The sequence below is a fragment of the Nicoliella sp. ESL1113 genome, from assembly GCF_058509245.1.
This window is the reverse complement of the sequence record NZ_CP196387.1, coordinates 18185-34562: the sequence shown is the minus strand read 5'-3', so window position 1 is coordinate 34562 and position 16378 is coordinate 18185. Positions and strand designations below refer to the sequence as shown.

Below are 16378 nucleotides of genomic sequence, written 5' to 3'. Positions count from 1 at the left end.
GCGGAGGTGAATTTAAGCTTATGAATGCAATTAATACGAAGGACTTATCGGTTGTGATCAACGGCACGCCGATCTTAAAAGATATTAACCTCCAGATTGAAAAGGGGAAGGTCACAGCAATCATTGGGCCCAGTGGAGCAGGGAAAACCACGCTTCTGAGGACTTTTAATTACTTACAACCATTCGCTAGTGGATCGATTACGGTGAATGATGTGGAGCTGACCCCTAAAACAGCCACGAAAAAATTAATTTATGAATATCGGTTGCAATCAGCAATGGTGTTTCAACGCTTTAACTTATTTAGGAACATGACGGCGGTAGAGAACGTAATGGCCCCAGAATTGTTAAATAATAAACTGAAATGGGACGCTGCACATACTAAGGCCCAGCAGTTATTGACCGAGATGGGGTTAGCCAACGTTGCTAACAACTATCCGGTGAGTTTATCAGGTGGTCAGCAACAACGGGTCGCAATCGCCCGCGCCATCGCTTCGCAACCATCGATCATCCTCTTTGATGAACCTACTTCCGCACTCGATCCAGAAATGTCCAAAGAAGTACTCAATATTATTTCCAAGCTCGCTCAACAATCCATCACAATGGTGATCGTGACGCATGAAATTGAGTTTGCCAGAGAGGTTAGCGACAGTACCGTCTTTTTAGAAGATGGCGCAGTTAAGTACCATGGATCAACTGATGAATTATTTTCTGAACATGGTCCAGACAGAATTAAGAATTTTACGAAAGAAATGCATTTTAAAAAAGTAGAGGAGTTGTCTTAATATGAAGAAAACTGGAAATCGTGGAATTATCATTAGCGCAATCGTAGCTGTATTAGTAGTAATTGCTGGGGGGTTCTTTTATTTCAACCAAACTAGCAACGGTTCCAAAAATAGTGAGAATGTAATTAAAGCGGGGGTAACGGGAACTAGTTATCCCAATACTTATAAGGCCAATGGCAAATTAACTGGTTTTGATGTCGATGTCTTAAACGATGCGGCTAAAAGAGCTGGTTACAAGGTTAAATGGGTGACTGGTGAATTCGATGGGCTCTTAGGTCAAGTTGACAATGGTCAATTAGACACGGTGGCCAATGACATCGCCGTAACTCCAGAACGGGCCAAGAAGTACAAGTTTACTGACGTTTACAACAAGGAAGAAACCGCAGTTGCCGTTGATAAGAAGTCAAGTTTGAATAACATTGATCAACTATCAGGTAAAACGGTTTCAGGAGCATCAGCATCCAATAACTCGCAAAACCTAAAGAACTACAATAATAAGATCAAGTTTAAGATGTTTGATGCCCGTGATTTAACTTACGAAGCACTATTAGCAGGACACGTTGATGGGGTGGTTAATACCAGAAATAACCTCTCTGCCATCATCAAACAAAAGCATTATGCATGGAAGATCCTAAAGGGAAGTGCTGCAACCGTCAACGTAGCATTACCATTTGCTAAGAACAATACTGGTAAGATTGCTAAATTGAACAAGGCAATTGCTGAAATGAAGAAGGATGGTACCCTTACTAAGTTAGCTGAAAAATACTTTGGCTATAATGCAGTTCAGGGCATCAAGTAATTATGTACAAAAAAAGCGCTGGTGGAAAATCACCAGCGCTTTTTTTAGTTGTTATTTGTCAAGAATTTGACAGAATTCAATTGTTTCGTGGTTAGGTCCTAAGATGTTAAAGAACCGAATACCATGATCCCAGAATGAAGGGATGGATTGAATTTCATCGTTGACCATGTCAAAGCCTTCAGCCTTAGCAGCTTCGAAAGCCTTGTCAACGTCAGTACAGTTCATTGAGAAGTGGTTGATGGCACCGTTCTTCATAGTAACGGGGTCACCTTCCCAAGTTTCAATGGTAAGGTTATTGTATTTCATGAAAGCACAACGGTTTTCGCCATTGTGGAATAAACCTGCTTGTTCAAAGCCAAGCTTTTCGTAAAAAGCAATGGTCTTGTCTAAGTCTTTGGAAGGAATTCCAACGTGTTGGAGTCCAGTAAAGTAATCTTGTAAAGCCATCTTATTTTCCTCCATAGAAATTAATTATTTTAAGCTTCCGTCAAGTTCAACAACTGACTTACCAGGACGCTTGTCAGAACCATCAAGCTTACCAACAACTTCGTCAAGCTTAAGAACGTTCTTGATAAGTGGTTCAACATCGATCTTACCACTTGCCATTAATGCAAGGGAGTCATCGAATGCGTATGGGTTAATGAATGAACCCTTGATGTCTAATTCCTTTTGGAATACTTCGTAAGTGTTAACAGTGAATGTTTGATCTGGACGACCAACACCAAACATAAGGATTTGACCACCCTTACCTGCAACTTCGATTGCCTTTTCTTGAGTTTCTGGACGACCAACGGCTTCGATAACGATGTCGTATTCTTCGTTAATGTCACCAGATTCAGTGTTGATTACGTGATCAGCACCAGTAAGCTTTTGTTCTTCGGCTAACTTGTCATCGTGACGACCAGTTAAGTCAACGTGTTGAACACCGTATGCCTTTAATAATTCAACGAATAGAAGACCCATGTAACCATCACCCATAACAAGAGCCTTGTAATGTGGTTGTAAGCTAAGACGACGGATACCGTGAACCCCACATGAAACTGGTTCAGTTGAACAAGCAGCCTTTAATGAAAGGTTAGCTGGAACGTGGTATACAACTGATTCAGGAGCAGTGAAGTATTCTTCCAAACCACCATCACGAGTAACACCAACAGCTGAAAGGTCTTCAGCTAATTGTGGACGGTCAACACGGAAGTACTTGTCCTTAGGGTAGTAGATGTTAGGGTCAACTGCAACACGATCACCCTTCTTGAATTGGGTAACGTTAGCACCAACAGCTTCAACAACACCTGAGTTTTCGTGACCTAAAACGATTGGAGGAACAGCGTCTGCTGAACCTGGAAGACCGTTGTAAAGTGCGTCGTCGGTACCACAGATACCAGCGTAAGCAGTCTTAACTAAGACTTCGTCAGGCTTTGGAGTTGGAGTATCTAAATCTTGGATTTCCATTTGTTTAGTACCAGTTAATACTAATGCTTTCATGTGTAAATATCCCCTTTAAATAATATAAATTTTTTAACCAGATCGGATGACCCAGCTTCAATAACTATTTTATATGAAATAACCATTTGTTTCCAAACATTTAGCGTTTAGCACCAATTGATTACACCTATAATACTAATGATTATTGATAAATAATCAACTGCCATTTTATCTAAATATAAAGATAATTGGATTTATAAATGAATAAAGTCACATTGTTACAACATGATGTAAGCAAAGTTAAATGTTGATTTAATGCTAATGATAGTTAACAGTTTCACAAACTTTTTAGCTTAAATTATGTCTTTTTATATATTTATTCATATTTAAACCGATTGCATGAATAAAAAATTAATTGGTATAATTTTTAAATATTTTGTGAATTTATTAACTAAAGTATAAGATATCTTAATTGTGATACGATAAGGGGATAATAAGGGGGCAATTTAAATTGCGGAAAGTTATTTATATTATCTTTTTTGGTTTCTTTGGCGGGGCACTTCGCGAATGGTTAACGCTTTTATCTGGAAACGATCACTTTGCAATGATTATTGCGATTAATTTATTAGGAACTTTCTTACTAGCCTTTCTGGTTAGCATTTTGCCATTGTTATTTAAAATCTCAAGTGAACTCCTTAGCGGGATTAGCGTTGGCTTTATCGGTAGCTTTACCACTTTTTCAACGTTTACGGTTGATTTTGTAAAGCTGTTCAAAACTTCACTAATTAATTCTTTTTGGTATCTTTCAATTAGTTTAGTCTTTGGATATATATTCGCATTAGTTGGAATTAAATTAGCGAACTACTTAATTGCAAAGGCGGGTGCAAAATAATGTTATCTAAAATTATAATTGTCGGACTCGCTGCTGCGTTCGGTGCGGTGATTCGTTATGCGATGATCGAATTGATTGGAAACAAAATGGGGTGGCAGGAATTTCCACTCGCCACCGTGGTAATCAACGTATCTGGATCGTTTCTCCTGGGTTTGTTAGCAGGGCAACTTGCTGATAGTTCAATGGCTTATCTAATTGGCAGTGGGATTTTAGGTGGGTATACCACGTTTTCCACGTTTATGAATGAAACGGTAAGGCTTCAGATTAAGCGTCCGACATGGGCTGGATTATATTTCATTTCAACCACGTTGTTAGGGATTTTAGCAGCATTTGTTGGCATGGCGATTTAAAAATCGATTAGACCACACCAATAAGTATTATTTTTTTCAAAGTAAAGACCCCGATATGCTGAACGTTTTCTGTTCAACCGATCGGGGTCGTTTGTTTATTATTGCCAAAATCTAATCATACAGCCTAAGCTCATTGCTCCTCTTTCGTTAATGTTTCCACAGTTATATCGACTTAAAGAGGGGGTGTCGAAATTTGTTGAATTGTAGAGATAACCCTTTAACTTGTTTCTTTCGTATATGTTGTAACCCACGATTTCGCCATTTTGTTTTACAACAATATAGCCGCCGTTAGCTTGATCCAAACCGTCCCATTTGGTATTGGGCACCATTCCTAATGCAATGCTAATCAAAAGTTCTTTAACCTTGTATTCTATTAAATCGTGATTTTTATGAAAATTATCACAATAATAATCTACAACCTTAGAGATCTTTTTGCCGCGTACAAAATAAGAACAATAAAATAAATCAGCTAAAATGCTAGGCATTTCCGAATCTATCATTTTTAAATTAAATTCAAAGGTGCTTGAGTTTAGATTATTAAATGTTAAATTGATATTTTTACTTTTTAATCGATTTATTTTGTCTAATATAGTTCCTTTGGCGTTGAGAGCGTCCAATTCGGTGGGGGTTAAATTATTGGTTAGTTCCTTAGAAGGCTTGTAATTAATAATCGTTTGTTGTGATGCGTTTAAAAGGGTGGGGCGGCTACCTAAATAAGATTTAATACTAAAGCCGATTGTTGGTTCTGTATTTGTGAATGGATCGTGTATTTTAATATCGATATCACTTTTTAACTTGCTCTTTGCTTTTAAACTATCTAGCTTTACTGATTTAAGAAAGTCTTCAACGGCTGGAACTTCGAAATTTCCCTTTTTGCTTAATAATTTGTCTAATAAAAAATTCGAATAATGTAAGAACTGATTTTTGTTAACTGAAAATGAAGGCTTGTCTTTTTCTTGAATGTGAATTTCTGGATCTTGGCTGGTTATTTCATAAATAACATCTGGTTTAATAATTGCCTTGATTGTGAAAAATTGGTTAGGGATAGAATTTAAATTATTATCGGCTATGTTTAAAGTTCCGTTTGATGATAACAACCTAAGGAAAACATAGGATTCAGACCATTCTCCAATATTGAATTTTTTATAGTTTGTCATTACTAATCATGGCTTTCTATATTAGATTTAACTGGATAGTAGCATGGTTTCCCTTGACGTCTATTTTTTTGTTTCGCAAAACATCTTTTATGTTTTTGGAAACTGCTTTAATCATTGGGATTGAAACGCTGTTTCCCATTTGTCTGTACATTTGGGTTCTTGAAACTGGAATTATGAAATTATCTGGAAAACCTTGTAACCTCTTACATTCTAGTTCTGAAAGTAACCTTATTCCAGTTTCACCACCCTTTACAAACGTCCCCGTTAATCGTTGTATTTTGTGATAGCTAGCGTTTAAAGTTTTTGCGTATTTTTTAGTGTTTTTATCTACGACAAATGGATGCCCGTCATCCTTTTTGAATAAGTAGTTTTTTTGCAAATTTTTAGAGATTGAATATCCAGTGGGGTTATCCTCTAATATTTCCCCAACGTAAGTGTTTTGATCATTACTGTCTGGGAAGTAAAAATTAGAGCTATCGATGTCTTTTCTGAAACCGACAATTATTACCCTTTTTCTGGATTGGGGAGATCCATAATCGGTTGCTTGTAAGACCTTGTGGTAGACGTTATATCCACTATCTACTAGTGATTGCCTAATTATCTCGAATGCTTGCCCCTCTTGGATCGTTAATAAGCCGGGAACGTTTTCTAAAAGAAATGCCTTGGGTTTGTGGTGCTTAATAATTCTTAGGACATCAAAAAATAATGTGCCTTGCGTTTTGTGCTTAAACCCTTCTCTTTTACCGATACTGCTGAATGGCTGACAAGGAAAGCCGGCTAATAATACATCAAAATTTGGGATATCCTCAGCTTTGATTTTAGTAATATCACCGAATGGTTTTTCTTTAAAATTGGCCTCGTAAGTTTGCACTGCAAATTTATCCCATTCGCTTGAAAAAACACACTGAGTTTGTTTATCGTTTTCACTAAATCCTAATCTAATTCCACCGATTCCAGCAAAAAGGTCGATATACCTTATTTTTTGGTCATGACGGTCTTCGATATCATCATTGTTTGCTACTTTCTGATCTTGGTTTGTGTATTTATTTAAAATGTAATTTACCTTTTCAGAGAATGTTTTAATGCCATTTATGTTAGTGCCATTAATTTCTTGGTAAATTAGATCGCTTAAATAAACAGTATGGGGTTTTTTACTATTAATGTCTTTTTTAGCCATAGGGCATCCCTCCTGCGAGATTATAAAAGCCATTATATCAGCAATGTTGCAAGATTACAAACAACCAACGGCTAAAAAAGTTCCGTATGAATATTGATTCAAATTGGAGGGGCAGTTCACCACTTATTTTTGTTTCCGTTTGTGTCTTTCAATAATACTTTCACCGATTTGAATCAAAACGGCAGATACTAACCCTCGAACAGAATATCTGCCCATTTCAGAAATATAAAACTTGATGTTGTATGTATGGTTCACGATTAGATCAAACCCCCGCGCATTATAAAGATGATGAAACAGGCGATGATCATGAGGACTAGCTATAGGAAAGTGGTGCCTTTGATAAATTTCACATTATTACCTCCAGTTTTAATTATGAATAATCAGTCTAACTGGGGTTATTTTAACACAATCTGGATTTTAAAATTACCTGTTGGCGATTTAATCGTCTAAGTCCGGTGATTGAAATCGATCTTAGTTTCTGTATAATAGAACGAGTTGACTAAAATGACTAGATGTAGATATAGATAGTTATTTAAATACTATATATTGTGTTAGGAGCTTTTCAAATGAATTATTTTAAGTGGCTATGGAGCCAATTACTAGGTTGGAACGTCCAATCATACATCCTACTGTTCTTTGGGTTGGGGTTTAACTTAGCGTTAACGCTCAGCAGCCCGATTACTACGATTAGTATTGTAACTTTTATTGCTGGGGTCCTTGGGTTAACCTGCGTATTAGCGATCAACAATGCCAAACCAATCAATGGATGGTTGGGCTTGATTAGTGCGATCTTACTAATTGCGGTTGCGTTTAGCGCCAAGAACTACATGGAAATTGTGATGCAGCTCAGCTACATCGTATTGTTAGATGTGCCAGTCCTGTTAATGCCGAGCTGGAATCAAGATGCTGAAAACAAGATTTCTGGCCTGCGGGGCGAAAATAATGCTCAGACCTGCAAGAACTGGTTGCCATACGTAATTGGCTTTGTTATTGTCGTATTGATCATGCACACGTTATTGACCAGTTTAACTGATAGTCCACGGCCATTGATCGACTCGATTTCAGCAACGACTGGGATCATGGGTGCAATCTTAACCACCTTGAAGAAACGCGAAACCTACTACTTCTGGTTGGCACAAGGGGTGCTATCAGTGATTCTGTGGGGAATTACCGCTGCGCAGGGGAGTGCTTCACCAGTCCTATTCGTAACCTACATGCTCTACATCGGTAATGATATCTTGGCGTTTACCAAGAGTCCATGGTTTGCCAAGCGTTTAGCAACTAAGTAATCACTTAATTTGAAAGGGGTAGGTTATGACAATGATCGTATTAGCAGGAACCATCGGTGCGGGCAAGTCATCGTTGACCGAACGGCTGTCCAAACACCTGGACACCAAGGCGTTTTATGAACCAGTTGGCGACAATCCTGTGTTGCCACTGTTCTATCAGGATAAGCAAAAGTACGGCTTTTTGCTGCAAATTTATTTTTTGAACAAACGCTTTGAGATGATCAAAAAGGCGCAACAAGATGATAATAACGTGTTAGACCGTTCGATTTACGAAGATGCGTTGTTCACCGACTTGAATCACAAGTTGGGCAACATCAATGACACTGAAGCCGCTGTTTACCATGACTTGTTGGACAACATGATGGAAGAATTGCCATACGCAGCCAAAAAGAAGCGGCCCGATCTGTTGGTCTACATTGAAGTCAGTCTGGAGACCCAGTTGAAACGGATTCGTCAACGGGGACGAGACTTTGAACAGTCTGATGACCTGTTGGACTACTATCGCGAACTGCGGGTGGCTTATCAACATTGGTTTGAGAACTACGAAATTAGTCCCAAGTTGAAAATTAATGGTGACAAGTACGACTTTGTGAATAATTCGGCTGATTTACAAGCGGTGTTGAAGCAAATTGATGCTAAATTAAAACATTAAAAAATAGATTGGCACTCATTTTTGAGGACCAATCTATTTTTAGTTAATGCCAACTTTATTCAATAAATCTAAAAATAAATTCATTGCCGGATTTATCCACTTATTTTGATTATAAAGCACGACTGCTTGGAACTGATAATCATGAATTTCAGTATTTAATTCTATTAAATCACCGCTAGCCAGTTCTTGTTGCAAAGTAAACTTAGGGAGGAATGCTACGCCCATGTTGCTGATGACACTTTTTTTAATTGCTTCAATACTCCATAAATCAAGGCTGGGCATTAAATTAATATTTTGAGCTGCCAGGTATTGATTAAAGTATTTTAAATACAACGCATCTGGATCATTTTGGATGTGACAAATTGGTTTCTTTTGATTAGGGGTGATGAAATCGCGATCCTCTAAATTAAGGCCTTTAGAGCCGACTAAAGTTAATTCATATTCTGCTAGTGGCTTGATTACTAACTGATCATTATTTTTGACATGGTATGCAATCCCAATGTCGACTTGGTTCTTAATAACCTCATCAAATATGCGATAACAATTTAAGACCTTAATTGATAACTCAACATTTGGTGCTTGTTGTTTAAACGCTTTTAAAACTGGTTGTAACTTATAAGTTACTAGTGATTCAGGAACGGCGATAGCTAAAGTGCCGCTTAATCTTTCTTCGTTAATGCTCTTTAATCTTTCAAACCGATTAATAACGTCATCGATTAATGGAATCGATTGTTTACCGGCACTAGTGAGTTGCATTGATTTACCAATCTTTTCGAAAATGTGAATCCCTAATTCCTGTTCAACTTGATGAACCTGAAATGTAACGGTGGATTGGGCATACTTCAATTCTTCAGCAGCCTTACTATACGATCCAGTCTCAATTATTTTTTTGATAGTGTATAAATTTTTAATTTCCATTTTTAACATTCCTTCAATTTTATTGAAGTAAACCATTCAATATATCTATTTTACTGATATATAATAGCATGATAATCTTGGTGATAGAAACCATTAATTTATAAATAGGAACATAGGAGTGGTTATTATGGCATTTGATACAAAGATCAAGATTGCGCTTAGGGATGATTTGGAACCCTGGCAAGAATTAAATGTAAATTCCTTTTTGATGAGTGGAATTACTAGTTCTGATAACATTGTTGGTGATAACTATGTTACTAAGGATGGCTATCAATTCTTACCAATGTCTAAGCAACCAATAATGATTCATTCGGCCAGTGCAGAACAACTAAACGAGTTGCTTAAAAAAGCGGTTGATAAGGACTTTGCAATTTCTATTTTTACCAAGCCGCTTTTTAATACCTTCAACGATGATGATAATCGTGCTGAGATTGCTAGTCATGACTTAAACGATCTTGATTTAGTGGGCATTGGAGTTAGGGGTAAGAAAAATCAAGTTGATAAACTATTTAAGAAACTGCCGTTACATAAATAGGAACTGAAAAAATAGATTGGCACTCATTTTTGAGGACCAATCTATTTTTAGTTATTGCTTATTTTGCTAATCCATCGTGGATGTGATCTAAGTTCCACTTCATCATGGAGTAGTAGGTGTCACCATCGGTGCCTTCCTTCGCAAGTGAATCGGTGAAAATCTTGGAATAGATCTTGATGCCAGTTTCGGATGAAACCTTATCCATTGATTTTGGTGAAACTGATGATTCAACGAAGAGGTGTTTTACATCGTACTTGCTGATGGCAGCTAGGACGCGCCGCATTTGTTCAGGGGTCCCTTGGGATTCGGTGTTGATTTCCCAAATGTAGACTGGCTTAACGTGGTAGGCCTTGGAGAAGTACTTGAACGCGCCTTCGGAAGTGACTAAGACCCGTTGTTTTGCGGGGATGTCTAAGAATTTGGCCTTAGCTTCCTCGTTCAACTTGGATAGTTTAGCAATGTAAGCATCGGCGTTTTTCTGGAAGTAATCTGCATTTTGCGGATCCTTTTCCTTTAAGACTTTGGTAATGGTTTTGACGTATTGAATCCCATTAGCTAGGTCCAACCAAGCGTGGGGGTCGACTTCGTTCTTATTGGTGGTCAAATGCAGTGGGGTCACGCCTTCACTGGCTGCAAAGACCTGTTTGCCGAACTGCTTATGAGCGGTCTTGACCAGCTTTTTGAACCAACCGTTCCCACCGGTTTCTAGGTTCAGGCCGTTGTAGAAAACAACGTTGGCATTGGTGGTTTCTGCAATGTCTTCTGGACGTGGTTCATATTCATGCGGATCAGTCCCACGTTTGACCATGCTGTAGACGTGAATGCGGTCCTTCCCAACGTTTTTGACCATGTCTTCTAAAATCGAATTGGTGGTAACGACGCTGAGTTCTTTTTTATCATTAGTGGAGTTTGCCGATTTGCTAGCACTGCGCTGGTTGATGAATAACAAGATTCCACCAACTAGGACGATAACGGATGCCAGTGCGATTAAGATGCGCTTCATTTAAATTCCTCTTTTCTGGATGTTATTTTTTTAAACGGATGAACCCTTGCTTAGGTGAGCAGACGAATGAAATTAAGAATAGGATTGCTGCCACGATTACGATGGCAGGACCAGATGCCCAGTTGAACGTGTAGCTGAGGTATAGCCCCACGATGGAAGCAACCGTCCCGAAAATTGCGGAGAAGACTAGCATCACGGACAAGCGGTTCGTCCAGAAGAATGCGGTCGCAGCAGGGGTGATCAACATTGCAACGACTAGGATAATCCCGACGGTTTGCAGAGCTGACACCGTTACTAACGTTAATACCAACATCAGGGCGTAGTGAATTAGTTGCGTCTTCAAGCCATAAGTTTTAGCGAACGTTTCGTCGAACGAAGTAATTAAGAGTTCCTTGTAGCCAATCACAACGAAGAGGAGCACGATTCCCAATACGATCGCAGTCGTTACCATGTCGGAATTGCTGACCGCTAGGATGTTCCCGAATAGGATGTGGTGTAAGTTGGTCGAACTTTCGGTCAGCGAGATCAGGATGAATCCGAGGGCGTAGAACGAACTGAACACGACTCCAATCGAGGTATCGACTTTAATCTTACTGTGTGTGGAAACGAAACCAATTAAGAGGGCGGCTAACACCCCGAAAAGCGATGCACCGATTAATAGGTTGATGCCTAACATGTAGGCGACCGCAACCCCTGGGAGGATGGAGTGAGAAATCGCATCGCCCATCAATGACATTCCACGCAGGATGATGAAACTACCGATGATTCCGGACATGACCCCGACCATAATGGCGGTGAGCATGGCACTTTGTAAGAAGTCATACTTACCAAGCGCTTCAATAAATGCTGCAATTTTCATGATTGGGCCTCCTTTGAGTCGAATAAGACGGCGGAAAGGTCAGCACTAAATGCCTTCCCGATGTTTTCAGGTGTATAGACCTGCTCAGTAGGGCCGCTAGCAACGATGCCGTGGTTCATAATGATCAAATCGTCGAAGTAGTTATGGACCTTGTTCAAGTCGTGGTGTACGACCAGTATCGTTTTGTCTTGGTCGCGCCATTGTTTTAGGATTTCCATAATGGCATTTTCACTTTGCAGGTCGATCCCAACGAACGGTTCATCTAAGATCACGATGTCGGCTTTCTGTAAAATGGCGCGGGCAACGAAGACCCGTTGCAACTGGCCACCGGAGAGGTTGCCGATTTGGCGGTTGGCAAATTCGTTCATTTTAACCTGTTGTAACGAATCCATTGCCGCTGCTTTTTGCTTTTTACCAGGCATGTTAAACAACCCGAGCTGGGCGTAACTACCAGTCAATACGACGTCAAACACACTGATCGGGAAGGTCAAATCGATGTCCTTCCGTTGTTCTACATAGGCAATCTGTTTTTGAATTGCCTTAATCGGTTTGCCATCATAGTCACTGGTTCCTGATTGGGATTTGATCAAGCCGAGGACTGCCTTGATGAACGTTGATTTACCGGCTCCATTGGGGCCGATGATTCCAGTTATCTTACCAGAATCAATTTGAATTGATAGGTCCGAAAATACCGGCGTTTCGCCGTAGGAAACGGACAGGTTCCTAACATTAAGCATTCAATACACTCCTTTGTATTTGCTACAGGGGGGTAATTAGACATTATGAACATAGTTATATGTTAATAATCATATTTTTAGGATAACCTAATAAATATTACATGTTAGTAGTATACATACATAGATACTAATTAACAATCATCTTTAGAATTTATTAATGATTTATTTTAACTTTTTGTATAAAAAATGATGTTACTGATAGTATTAAAGCTAGTGGTTGAGTAGCGAATGACGTATTAAAGCGGGCAAAATAAAAACCACGAAGCGGAAATTTTCCGTTTCGTGGTTTTTTAAATTAACTATTCATTTAAGACCCAGAAGAAGATTAGGAAGACAACTCCCAATACGTACATGATTGGGTTAACTTCCTTGCCACGCTTAGCAGCAAGCATGGTGATTGGGTAGATAACGAACCCAAGGGCGATCCCATCTGAAATACTGTAAGTAAGCGGCATTCCCAATGTAATCAAGAATGCTGGAGCAGCAATTTCAAAGTGTTCCCAATGGACGTTCTTAAGTGAGCGGACCATTAGAATCCCGATGATGATCAATGCTGGGGCGGTAACTTGATCAGTAATCACTCCCAACAATGGTGAGAAGAACGTTCCTAAGATGAAGAGGATCCCAGTAACGATCACCGTAAATCCTGATCGACCACCCACGGCAATTCCGGCGGATGATTCAACGAACGCACCCACTGGGGAAGTCCCGAGTAATGAACCAGCCACCATTCCAGTAGAATCAGCAAGCAATGCGCCCCCGATTCTTGGAATCTTGTTATTCTTGATGAAGCCAGCTTGTTCAGCAAGGCCAACTAACGTCCCGGCAGTATCGAAGAAACTAACCAATAAGAAGGTTAATACGACGATCCACAACTGGGCGGTGTTGATATCAGTGATGTGCTTGATCGATTGTAGAAAAATTGGTTTCAAGCTTGGCACTGCAGATACCCATTGACCAGGAAGCGGAATCAACTTAGTGATCATCCCTAGGGCTGCCGTAGCAACCATTCCAATAAAGATGGAAGCAGGAATCCGTGCTGACATTAAGACCAGCGTTAGGACCAATCCGAAGATGGTCAACCAGGTACTCCCAACGTGGAAGGACCCTAGTTCAACCAGGGTACTCTTGCTGGCGGTAACGATACCCCCTTGATTCAAACCAAGAAAGGCAATGAATAACCCGATACCACCACTGATGGCGCTTTTCAGGTCGTTCGGGATCGCATCAATGATGATTTCACGAATCTTAAACAGGGTTAAGATCAAGAAAATCAATGATGCTAGGAATACCCCAGCTAAAGCTGTTTGCCAAGGAACCTTCATTCCGATACAAACAGAGTAAGCAAAGAATGCGTTCATCCCTAAACTAGTGGATAGTGCAATTGGATAGTTGGCGATTAGACCCATCAAGAAACATCCAATGGCAGTAGCAAGGGCGGTTGCGGTAAAGACAGCCCCCTTTTCCATGCCTGAAGCACTTAATACGTTTGGGTTTACGAATAAGATGTAAACCATTGAGACGAAGGTAGTCAGACCGGCAATCGTTTCGGTCTTGAAATTCGTACCTAATTCGTCAAAGTGAAAAAAGTTAGCTATTTTAGCTCCCATTATGAGGCCACTCCTTGTTAAATATTCGGTTTTCAATAAAATCACAAACTACATCTTAACACAATGTTAACTTTTGCGCAAATTCACGAACAATAACTATCTTTTAAGGGCTAAAAGGGGGAAATTACTTAAATGCGGCAAACGCATCGTCAATTGCTTGGTATTCTTCATCAGAGAGTTGAATTTCCATGGCCTTAGCATTTGCAGCCACTTGTGCTGGTTGCTTAGCACCTGGAATCACCACTGAAATATTAGGATTTTTGATGTACCAAGCTAAAACGACTTGTGCGACCGTACTTTGACGTTGCTCAGCTAATGGTCTGATTTTATTAACCGCTGCGATGATTTTAGCAAATCGAGTTCCTTGAAAATTAGGATTATTGTGCCGAATGTCATCTTCCGCAAAATTAACTGCCGCATTATCGTACTTACCAGTTAGCAGTCCCGAAGCTAATGGAAAGTAAGGAACGAATGCAATGTTATTTTTCTTTAGGTATGGGAATAGTTCTGATTCAGCCCCGCGTTCTACTAAACTATATTTATCTTCAACGACATCAACGAAGCCGTCTTGATTAGCTTCTTTTAGTTGATCCATTGAAAAATTAGAAACACCAATCGCTTTGATCTTACCCTCGGTTTTAAGTTCATTTAATGCTGCGACTGCTTCATTTTTAGGGGTGTGATCGTCTGGAAAATGAATATAGAAAATATCAATGTAATTGGTATGAAGCCGCTCTAAGCTTTCTTCAACTGCTTGTTTTAAAAATTTAGGATCGTTATTTACTTGGACGTTGCCACCGACCACATCTTGAGCACCCTTGGAAGCAATCGCAAAGCTACCACGGTCATAGTCCTTAATAACTTTGCCAATCAATTCTTCCGAATGCCCCATTCCATATGCAAACGCAGTGTCTAGCAATTTAATTCCAGAATCAAGTGCGGTTTTGACAACTTCCATCCCAGTATTATCGTTTAAATTAGGGAATAAGTTGTTGCCGCCCACAGCATTGGTACCCAGACCAAGGGGCGTACTGAGAACCCCTGATTTACCAATTTGAACATTTCTTTCCTTCATAAATAATTCCTCCTAAAAAAATATTTCATACTAATAATATTATTATGATACCAATTAACGCAATTTAAAAACATTTTGCTATTTAAATCTGGTTAGCATATTAGGTATAATTAAACTAGTGAAATTAATGAGGAGGAATTGAATTGAAGACCGTTTTGGTATTAGGAAGTCAAAAGTCAATTGCCAAGTTAGCAGTTCAAGAATTAAAGCACATTGATGATGTGAAAGTGATTGAATTAGATGATCAAAAAGTGGATGTGACTTATGAAAAAATCTATTTACCATTTATCGAAAAAGTTGATATTATCATCTCGTTCCTAGGCCCACTAGATGTGGATATTGCGTTTGAAGGTCTATTTGATGCAATTCGTTCCAGTAATAGTCAAATTGATGATTTTGTAATGTTATCAACTGCGGGGATTGATAACGAAGTGCAAGGTAGTTTGAAGTATCCGGAGAAAGTTAGCGACGTAAGGCAATATCTGAATCAACAACGATATGCAATCAAGATAGTTGATGAGGAGGAAATTCCATACACCATTTTAAGGCCAGTGACGTTAGTTAACCAAGCGGATGGTGAGTTACAGATTTATAATGAAGGGCAGCCAATGCCAGCAGGAATTGTTTCACGTGAAACAGTTGCAAAAATTGCTGTTTCAGCAGCAATTGACAATAAATATGTTAATCAGTCAATTGGACTGGTGCAAAATACTAAAGAGGTGTTTAAATAATGGATTTAACTCGTGAAAAGCTAGATCAAGTAAAAGAACAATTATCGAGAGCACAACAAGTTTCGCATTTTATTATTTTTGAAACCTTTGACCCAATGTTGAATGGAAATGTTCGATTGGTGATTGACCGCAATGGATACGAAAATATGAAACAGGCACGCAATAGTGAAACGCCAATGCGGATCCTTCGCGACTTTGTTCCTGTCACTGATGCACTGGCTCGCTGGGCGGTTGCTGAACATGATGCCGCTTCTGCCAGCATGAAGGGTGCTGAAAATATGGAAGAACTGGTTCAAACAATGGATGAATGTATTAATGAAGTCCTTGCTGAAAATAAATTGGCAACTAATTAGTCATTGGCAAATCGTCAATGACTTTTTACATAATTGA

The 16378-nt window shown here is 39.2% G+C and carries 19 protein-coding genes; 9 read left to right on the top strand and 10 right to left on the bottom strand.

Translation table 11 applies throughout. The features are described 5' to 3' along the window. Window positions 1-20: 20 nt before the first annotated feature. Both ACSYTJ_RS00155 and ACSYTJ_RS00150 read left to right on the top strand, forming a co-directional pair. Entirely contained in the window at window positions 21-782 is a 762-nt protein-coding gene (locus ACSYTJ_RS00155; RefSeq protein ID WP_491716866.1) for an amino acid ABC transporter ATP-binding protein, read from the top strand. Window position 783: 1 nt separating this feature from the next. Further along, the gene (locus ACSYTJ_RS00150) at window positions 784-1581 is read left to right on the top strand and encodes a transporter substrate-binding domain-containing protein (protein WP_491719842.1); all 798 of its coding nucleotides are present in this window, start codon (window positions 784-786) and stop codon (window positions 1579-1581) included. Window positions 1582-1632: 51 nt separating this feature from the next. On the opposite strand, the gene ACSYTJ_RS00145 is transcribed toward ACSYTJ_RS00150, so the two are convergent. Beyond that, entirely contained in the window at window positions 1633-2028 is a 396-nt protein-coding gene (locus tag ACSYTJ_RS00145) for a VOC family protein (RefSeq protein WP_491716864.1), read from the bottom strand. A 24-nt stretch (window positions 2029-2052) separates the two neighbouring features. Continuing rightward, the gene (locus tag ACSYTJ_RS00140; RefSeq protein ID WP_491719841.1) at window positions 2053-3063 is read right to left on the bottom strand and encodes a zinc-dependent alcohol dehydrogenase family protein; all 1011 of its coding nucleotides are present in this window, start codon (window positions 3061-3063) and stop codon (window positions 2053-2055) included. 451 nt (window positions 3064-3514) lie between these two features. Here ACSYTJ_RS00140 and ACSYTJ_RS00135 point away from each other — a divergent pair, with 451 nt between their 5' ends. After that, window positions 3515-3895, top strand: a complete 381-nt coding sequence (locus ACSYTJ_RS00135; protein WP_491716862.1) for a fluoride efflux transporter FluC — start codon at window positions 3515-3517, stop codon at window positions 3893-3895. Beyond that, the gene (locus ACSYTJ_RS00130) at window positions 3895-4245 is read left to right on the top strand and encodes a fluoride efflux transporter FluC (protein ID WP_491719840.1); all 351 of its coding nucleotides are present in this window, start codon (window positions 3895-3897) and stop codon (window positions 4243-4245) included. The genes ACSYTJ_RS00135 and ACSYTJ_RS00130 overlap by 1 nt, the downstream gene beginning before the upstream one ends. A gap of 98 nt (window positions 4246-4343) precedes the next feature. Here ACSYTJ_RS00130 and ACSYTJ_RS00125 read toward each other — a convergent pair whose 3' ends face one another. Both ACSYTJ_RS00125 and ACSYTJ_RS00120 read right to left on the bottom strand, forming a co-directional pair. Further along, complete coding sequence (locus tag ACSYTJ_RS00125) at window positions 4344-5402, bottom strand: HpaII family restriction endonuclease (RefSeq protein WP_491719839.1); 1059 nt, start codon at window positions 5400-5402, stop codon at window positions 4344-4346. Between the two features lie 16 nt (window positions 5403-5418). Beyond that, entirely contained in the window at window positions 5419-6579 is a 1161-nt protein-coding gene (locus ACSYTJ_RS00120) for a DNA cytosine methyltransferase (protein ID WP_491719838.1), read from the bottom strand. Window positions 6580-7145: 566 nt separating this feature from the next. Between ACSYTJ_RS00120 and pnuC the strand changes: the two genes are divergently transcribed. Beyond that, window positions 7146-7868: a nicotinamide riboside transporter PnuC gene (pnuC, locus tag ACSYTJ_RS00115; RefSeq protein WP_491719837.1), complete on the top strand. Its 723-nt coding sequence runs from the start codon at window positions 7146-7148 to the stop codon at window positions 7866-7868. A gap of 31 nt (window positions 7869-7899) precedes the next feature. Beyond that, the gene (locus ACSYTJ_RS00110; protein ID WP_491717266.1) at window positions 7900-8520 is read left to right on the top strand and encodes a deoxynucleoside kinase; all 621 of its coding nucleotides are present in this window, start codon (window positions 7900-7902) and stop codon (window positions 8518-8520) included. Between the two features lie 39 nt (window positions 8521-8559). Here ACSYTJ_RS00110 and ACSYTJ_RS00105 read toward each other — a convergent pair whose 3' ends face one another. Continuing rightward, window positions 8560-9438, bottom strand: a complete 879-nt coding sequence (locus ACSYTJ_RS00105; RefSeq protein ID WP_491716856.1) for a LysR family transcriptional regulator — start codon at window positions 9436-9438, stop codon at window positions 8560-8562. Between the two features lie 127 nt (window positions 9439-9565). Here ACSYTJ_RS00105 and ACSYTJ_RS00100 point away from each other — a divergent pair, with 127 nt between their 5' ends. Beyond that, entirely contained in the window at window positions 9566-9973 is a 408-nt protein-coding gene (locus tag ACSYTJ_RS00100) for a DUF2000 family protein (RefSeq protein ID WP_491716855.1), read from the top strand. Between the two features lie 58 nt (window positions 9974-10031). Here the strand turns inward: ACSYTJ_RS00100 and ACSYTJ_RS00095 are convergent, their stop codons facing one another. The 5 genes from ACSYTJ_RS00095 to ACSYTJ_RS00075 form a co-directional block, all read right to left on the bottom strand. Then, window positions 10032-10976 carry a metal ABC transporter solute-binding protein, Zn/Mn family gene (locus ACSYTJ_RS00095; protein WP_491719836.1) on the bottom strand — a complete coding sequence of 315 codons (945 nt, stop codon included), beginning with the start codon at window positions 10974-10976 and terminating at the stop codon, window positions 10032-10034. Between the two features lie 22 nt (window positions 10977-10998). Next, window positions 10999-11835 carry a metal ABC transporter permease gene (locus ACSYTJ_RS00090; protein WP_491716853.1) on the bottom strand — a complete coding sequence of 279 codons (837 nt, stop codon included), beginning with the start codon at window positions 11833-11835 and terminating at the stop codon, window positions 10999-11001. Further along, on the bottom strand, window positions 11832-12572 hold the full coding sequence (locus ACSYTJ_RS00085; RefSeq protein ID WP_491716852.1) for a metal ABC transporter ATP-binding protein: 741 nt from the start codon (window positions 12570-12572) through the stop codon (window positions 11832-11834). The genes ACSYTJ_RS00090 and ACSYTJ_RS00085 overlap by 4 nt, the downstream gene beginning before the upstream one ends. 299 nt (window positions 12573-12871) lie before the next feature. Further along, window positions 12872-14182 carry an NCS2 family permease gene (locus ACSYTJ_RS00080; RefSeq protein ID WP_491719835.1) on the bottom strand — a complete coding sequence of 437 codons (1311 nt, stop codon included), beginning with the start codon at window positions 14180-14182 and terminating at the stop codon, window positions 12872-12874. 124 nt (window positions 14183-14306) lie between these two features. After that, on the bottom strand, window positions 14307-15257 hold the full coding sequence (locus ACSYTJ_RS00075) for an aldo/keto reductase (protein ID WP_491719834.1): 951 nt from the start codon (window positions 15255-15257) through the stop codon (window positions 14307-14309). A 143-nt stretch (window positions 15258-15400) separates the two neighbouring features. Here ACSYTJ_RS00075 and ACSYTJ_RS00070 point away from each other — a divergent pair, with 143 nt between their 5' ends. Continuing rightward, entirely contained in the window at window positions 15401-15988 is a 588-nt protein-coding gene (locus ACSYTJ_RS00070; protein ID WP_491719833.1) for an NAD(P)H-binding protein, read from the top strand. After that, complete coding sequence (locus ACSYTJ_RS00065; protein WP_491716848.1) at window positions 15988-16341, top strand: hypothetical protein; 354 nt, start codon at window positions 15988-15990, stop codon at window positions 16339-16341. The genes ACSYTJ_RS00070 and ACSYTJ_RS00065 overlap by 1 nt, the downstream gene beginning before the upstream one ends. Window positions 16342-16378 lie beyond the last annotated feature (37 nt).

Excerpts from the sequence above, each read along its gene's own strand:
- ACSYTJ_RS00155 (WP_491716866.1), top strand. The coding sequence starts at position 21 with ATGAATGCAATTAATACGAAGGACTTATCGGTTGTGATCAACGGCACG.
- ACSYTJ_RS00150 (WP_491719842.1), top strand. The coding sequence starts at position 784 with ATGAAGAAAACTGGAAATCGTGGAATTATCATTAGCGCAATCGTAGCT.
- ACSYTJ_RS00145 (WP_491716864.1), bottom strand. The coding sequence starts at position 2,028 with ATGGCTTTACAAGATTACTTTACTGGACTCCAACACGTTGGAATTCCT.
- ACSYTJ_RS00140 (WP_491719841.1), bottom strand. The coding sequence starts at position 3,063 with ATGAAAGCATTAGTATTAACTGGTACTAAACAAATGGAAATCCAAGAT.
- ACSYTJ_RS00130 (WP_491719840.1), top strand. The coding sequence starts at position 3,895 with ATGTTATCTAAAATTATAATTGTCGGACTCGCTGCTGCGTTCGGTGCG.
- ACSYTJ_RS00125 (WP_491719839.1), bottom strand. The coding sequence starts at position 5,402 with ATGACAAACTATAAAAAATTCAATATTGGAGAATGGTCTGAATCCTAT.
- ACSYTJ_RS00120 (WP_491719838.1), bottom strand. The coding sequence starts at position 6,579 with ATGGCTAAAAAAGACATTAATAGTAAAAAACCCCATACTGTTTATTTA.
- pnuC (WP_491719837.1), top strand. The coding sequence starts at position 7,146 with ATGAATTATTTTAAGTGGCTATGGAGCCAATTACTAGGTTGGAACGTC.
- ACSYTJ_RS00110 (WP_491717266.1), top strand. The coding sequence starts at position 7,900 with ATGATCGTATTAGCAGGAACCATCGGTGCGGGCAAGTCATCGTTGACC.
- ACSYTJ_RS00105 (WP_491716856.1), bottom strand. The coding sequence starts at position 9,438 with ATGGAAATTAAAAATTTATACACTATCAAAAAAATAATTGAGACTGGA.
- ACSYTJ_RS00100 (WP_491716855.1), top strand. The coding sequence starts at position 9,566 with ATGGCATTTGATACAAAGATCAAGATTGCGCTTAGGGATGATTTGGAA.
- ACSYTJ_RS00095 (WP_491719836.1), bottom strand. The coding sequence starts at position 10,976 with ATGAAGCGCATCTTAATCGCACTGGCATCCGTTATCGTCCTAGTTGGT.
- ACSYTJ_RS00090 (WP_491716853.1), bottom strand. The coding sequence starts at position 11,835 with ATGAAAATTGCAGCATTTATTGAAGCGCTTGGTAAGTATGACTTCTTA.
- ACSYTJ_RS00085 (WP_491716852.1), bottom strand. The coding sequence starts at position 12,572 with ATGCTTAATGTTAGGAACCTGTCCGTTTCCTACGGCGAAACGCCGGTA.
- ACSYTJ_RS00080 (WP_491719835.1), bottom strand. The coding sequence starts at position 14,182 with ATGGGAGCTAAAATAGCTAACTTTTTTCACTTTGACGAATTAGGTACG.
- ACSYTJ_RS00075 (WP_491719834.1), bottom strand. The coding sequence starts at position 15,257 with ATGAAGGAAAGAAATGTTCAAATTGGTAAATCAGGGGTTCTCAGTACG.
- ACSYTJ_RS00065 (WP_491716848.1), top strand. The coding sequence starts at position 15,988 with ATGGATTTAACTCGTGAAAAGCTAGATCAAGTAAAAGAACAATTATCG.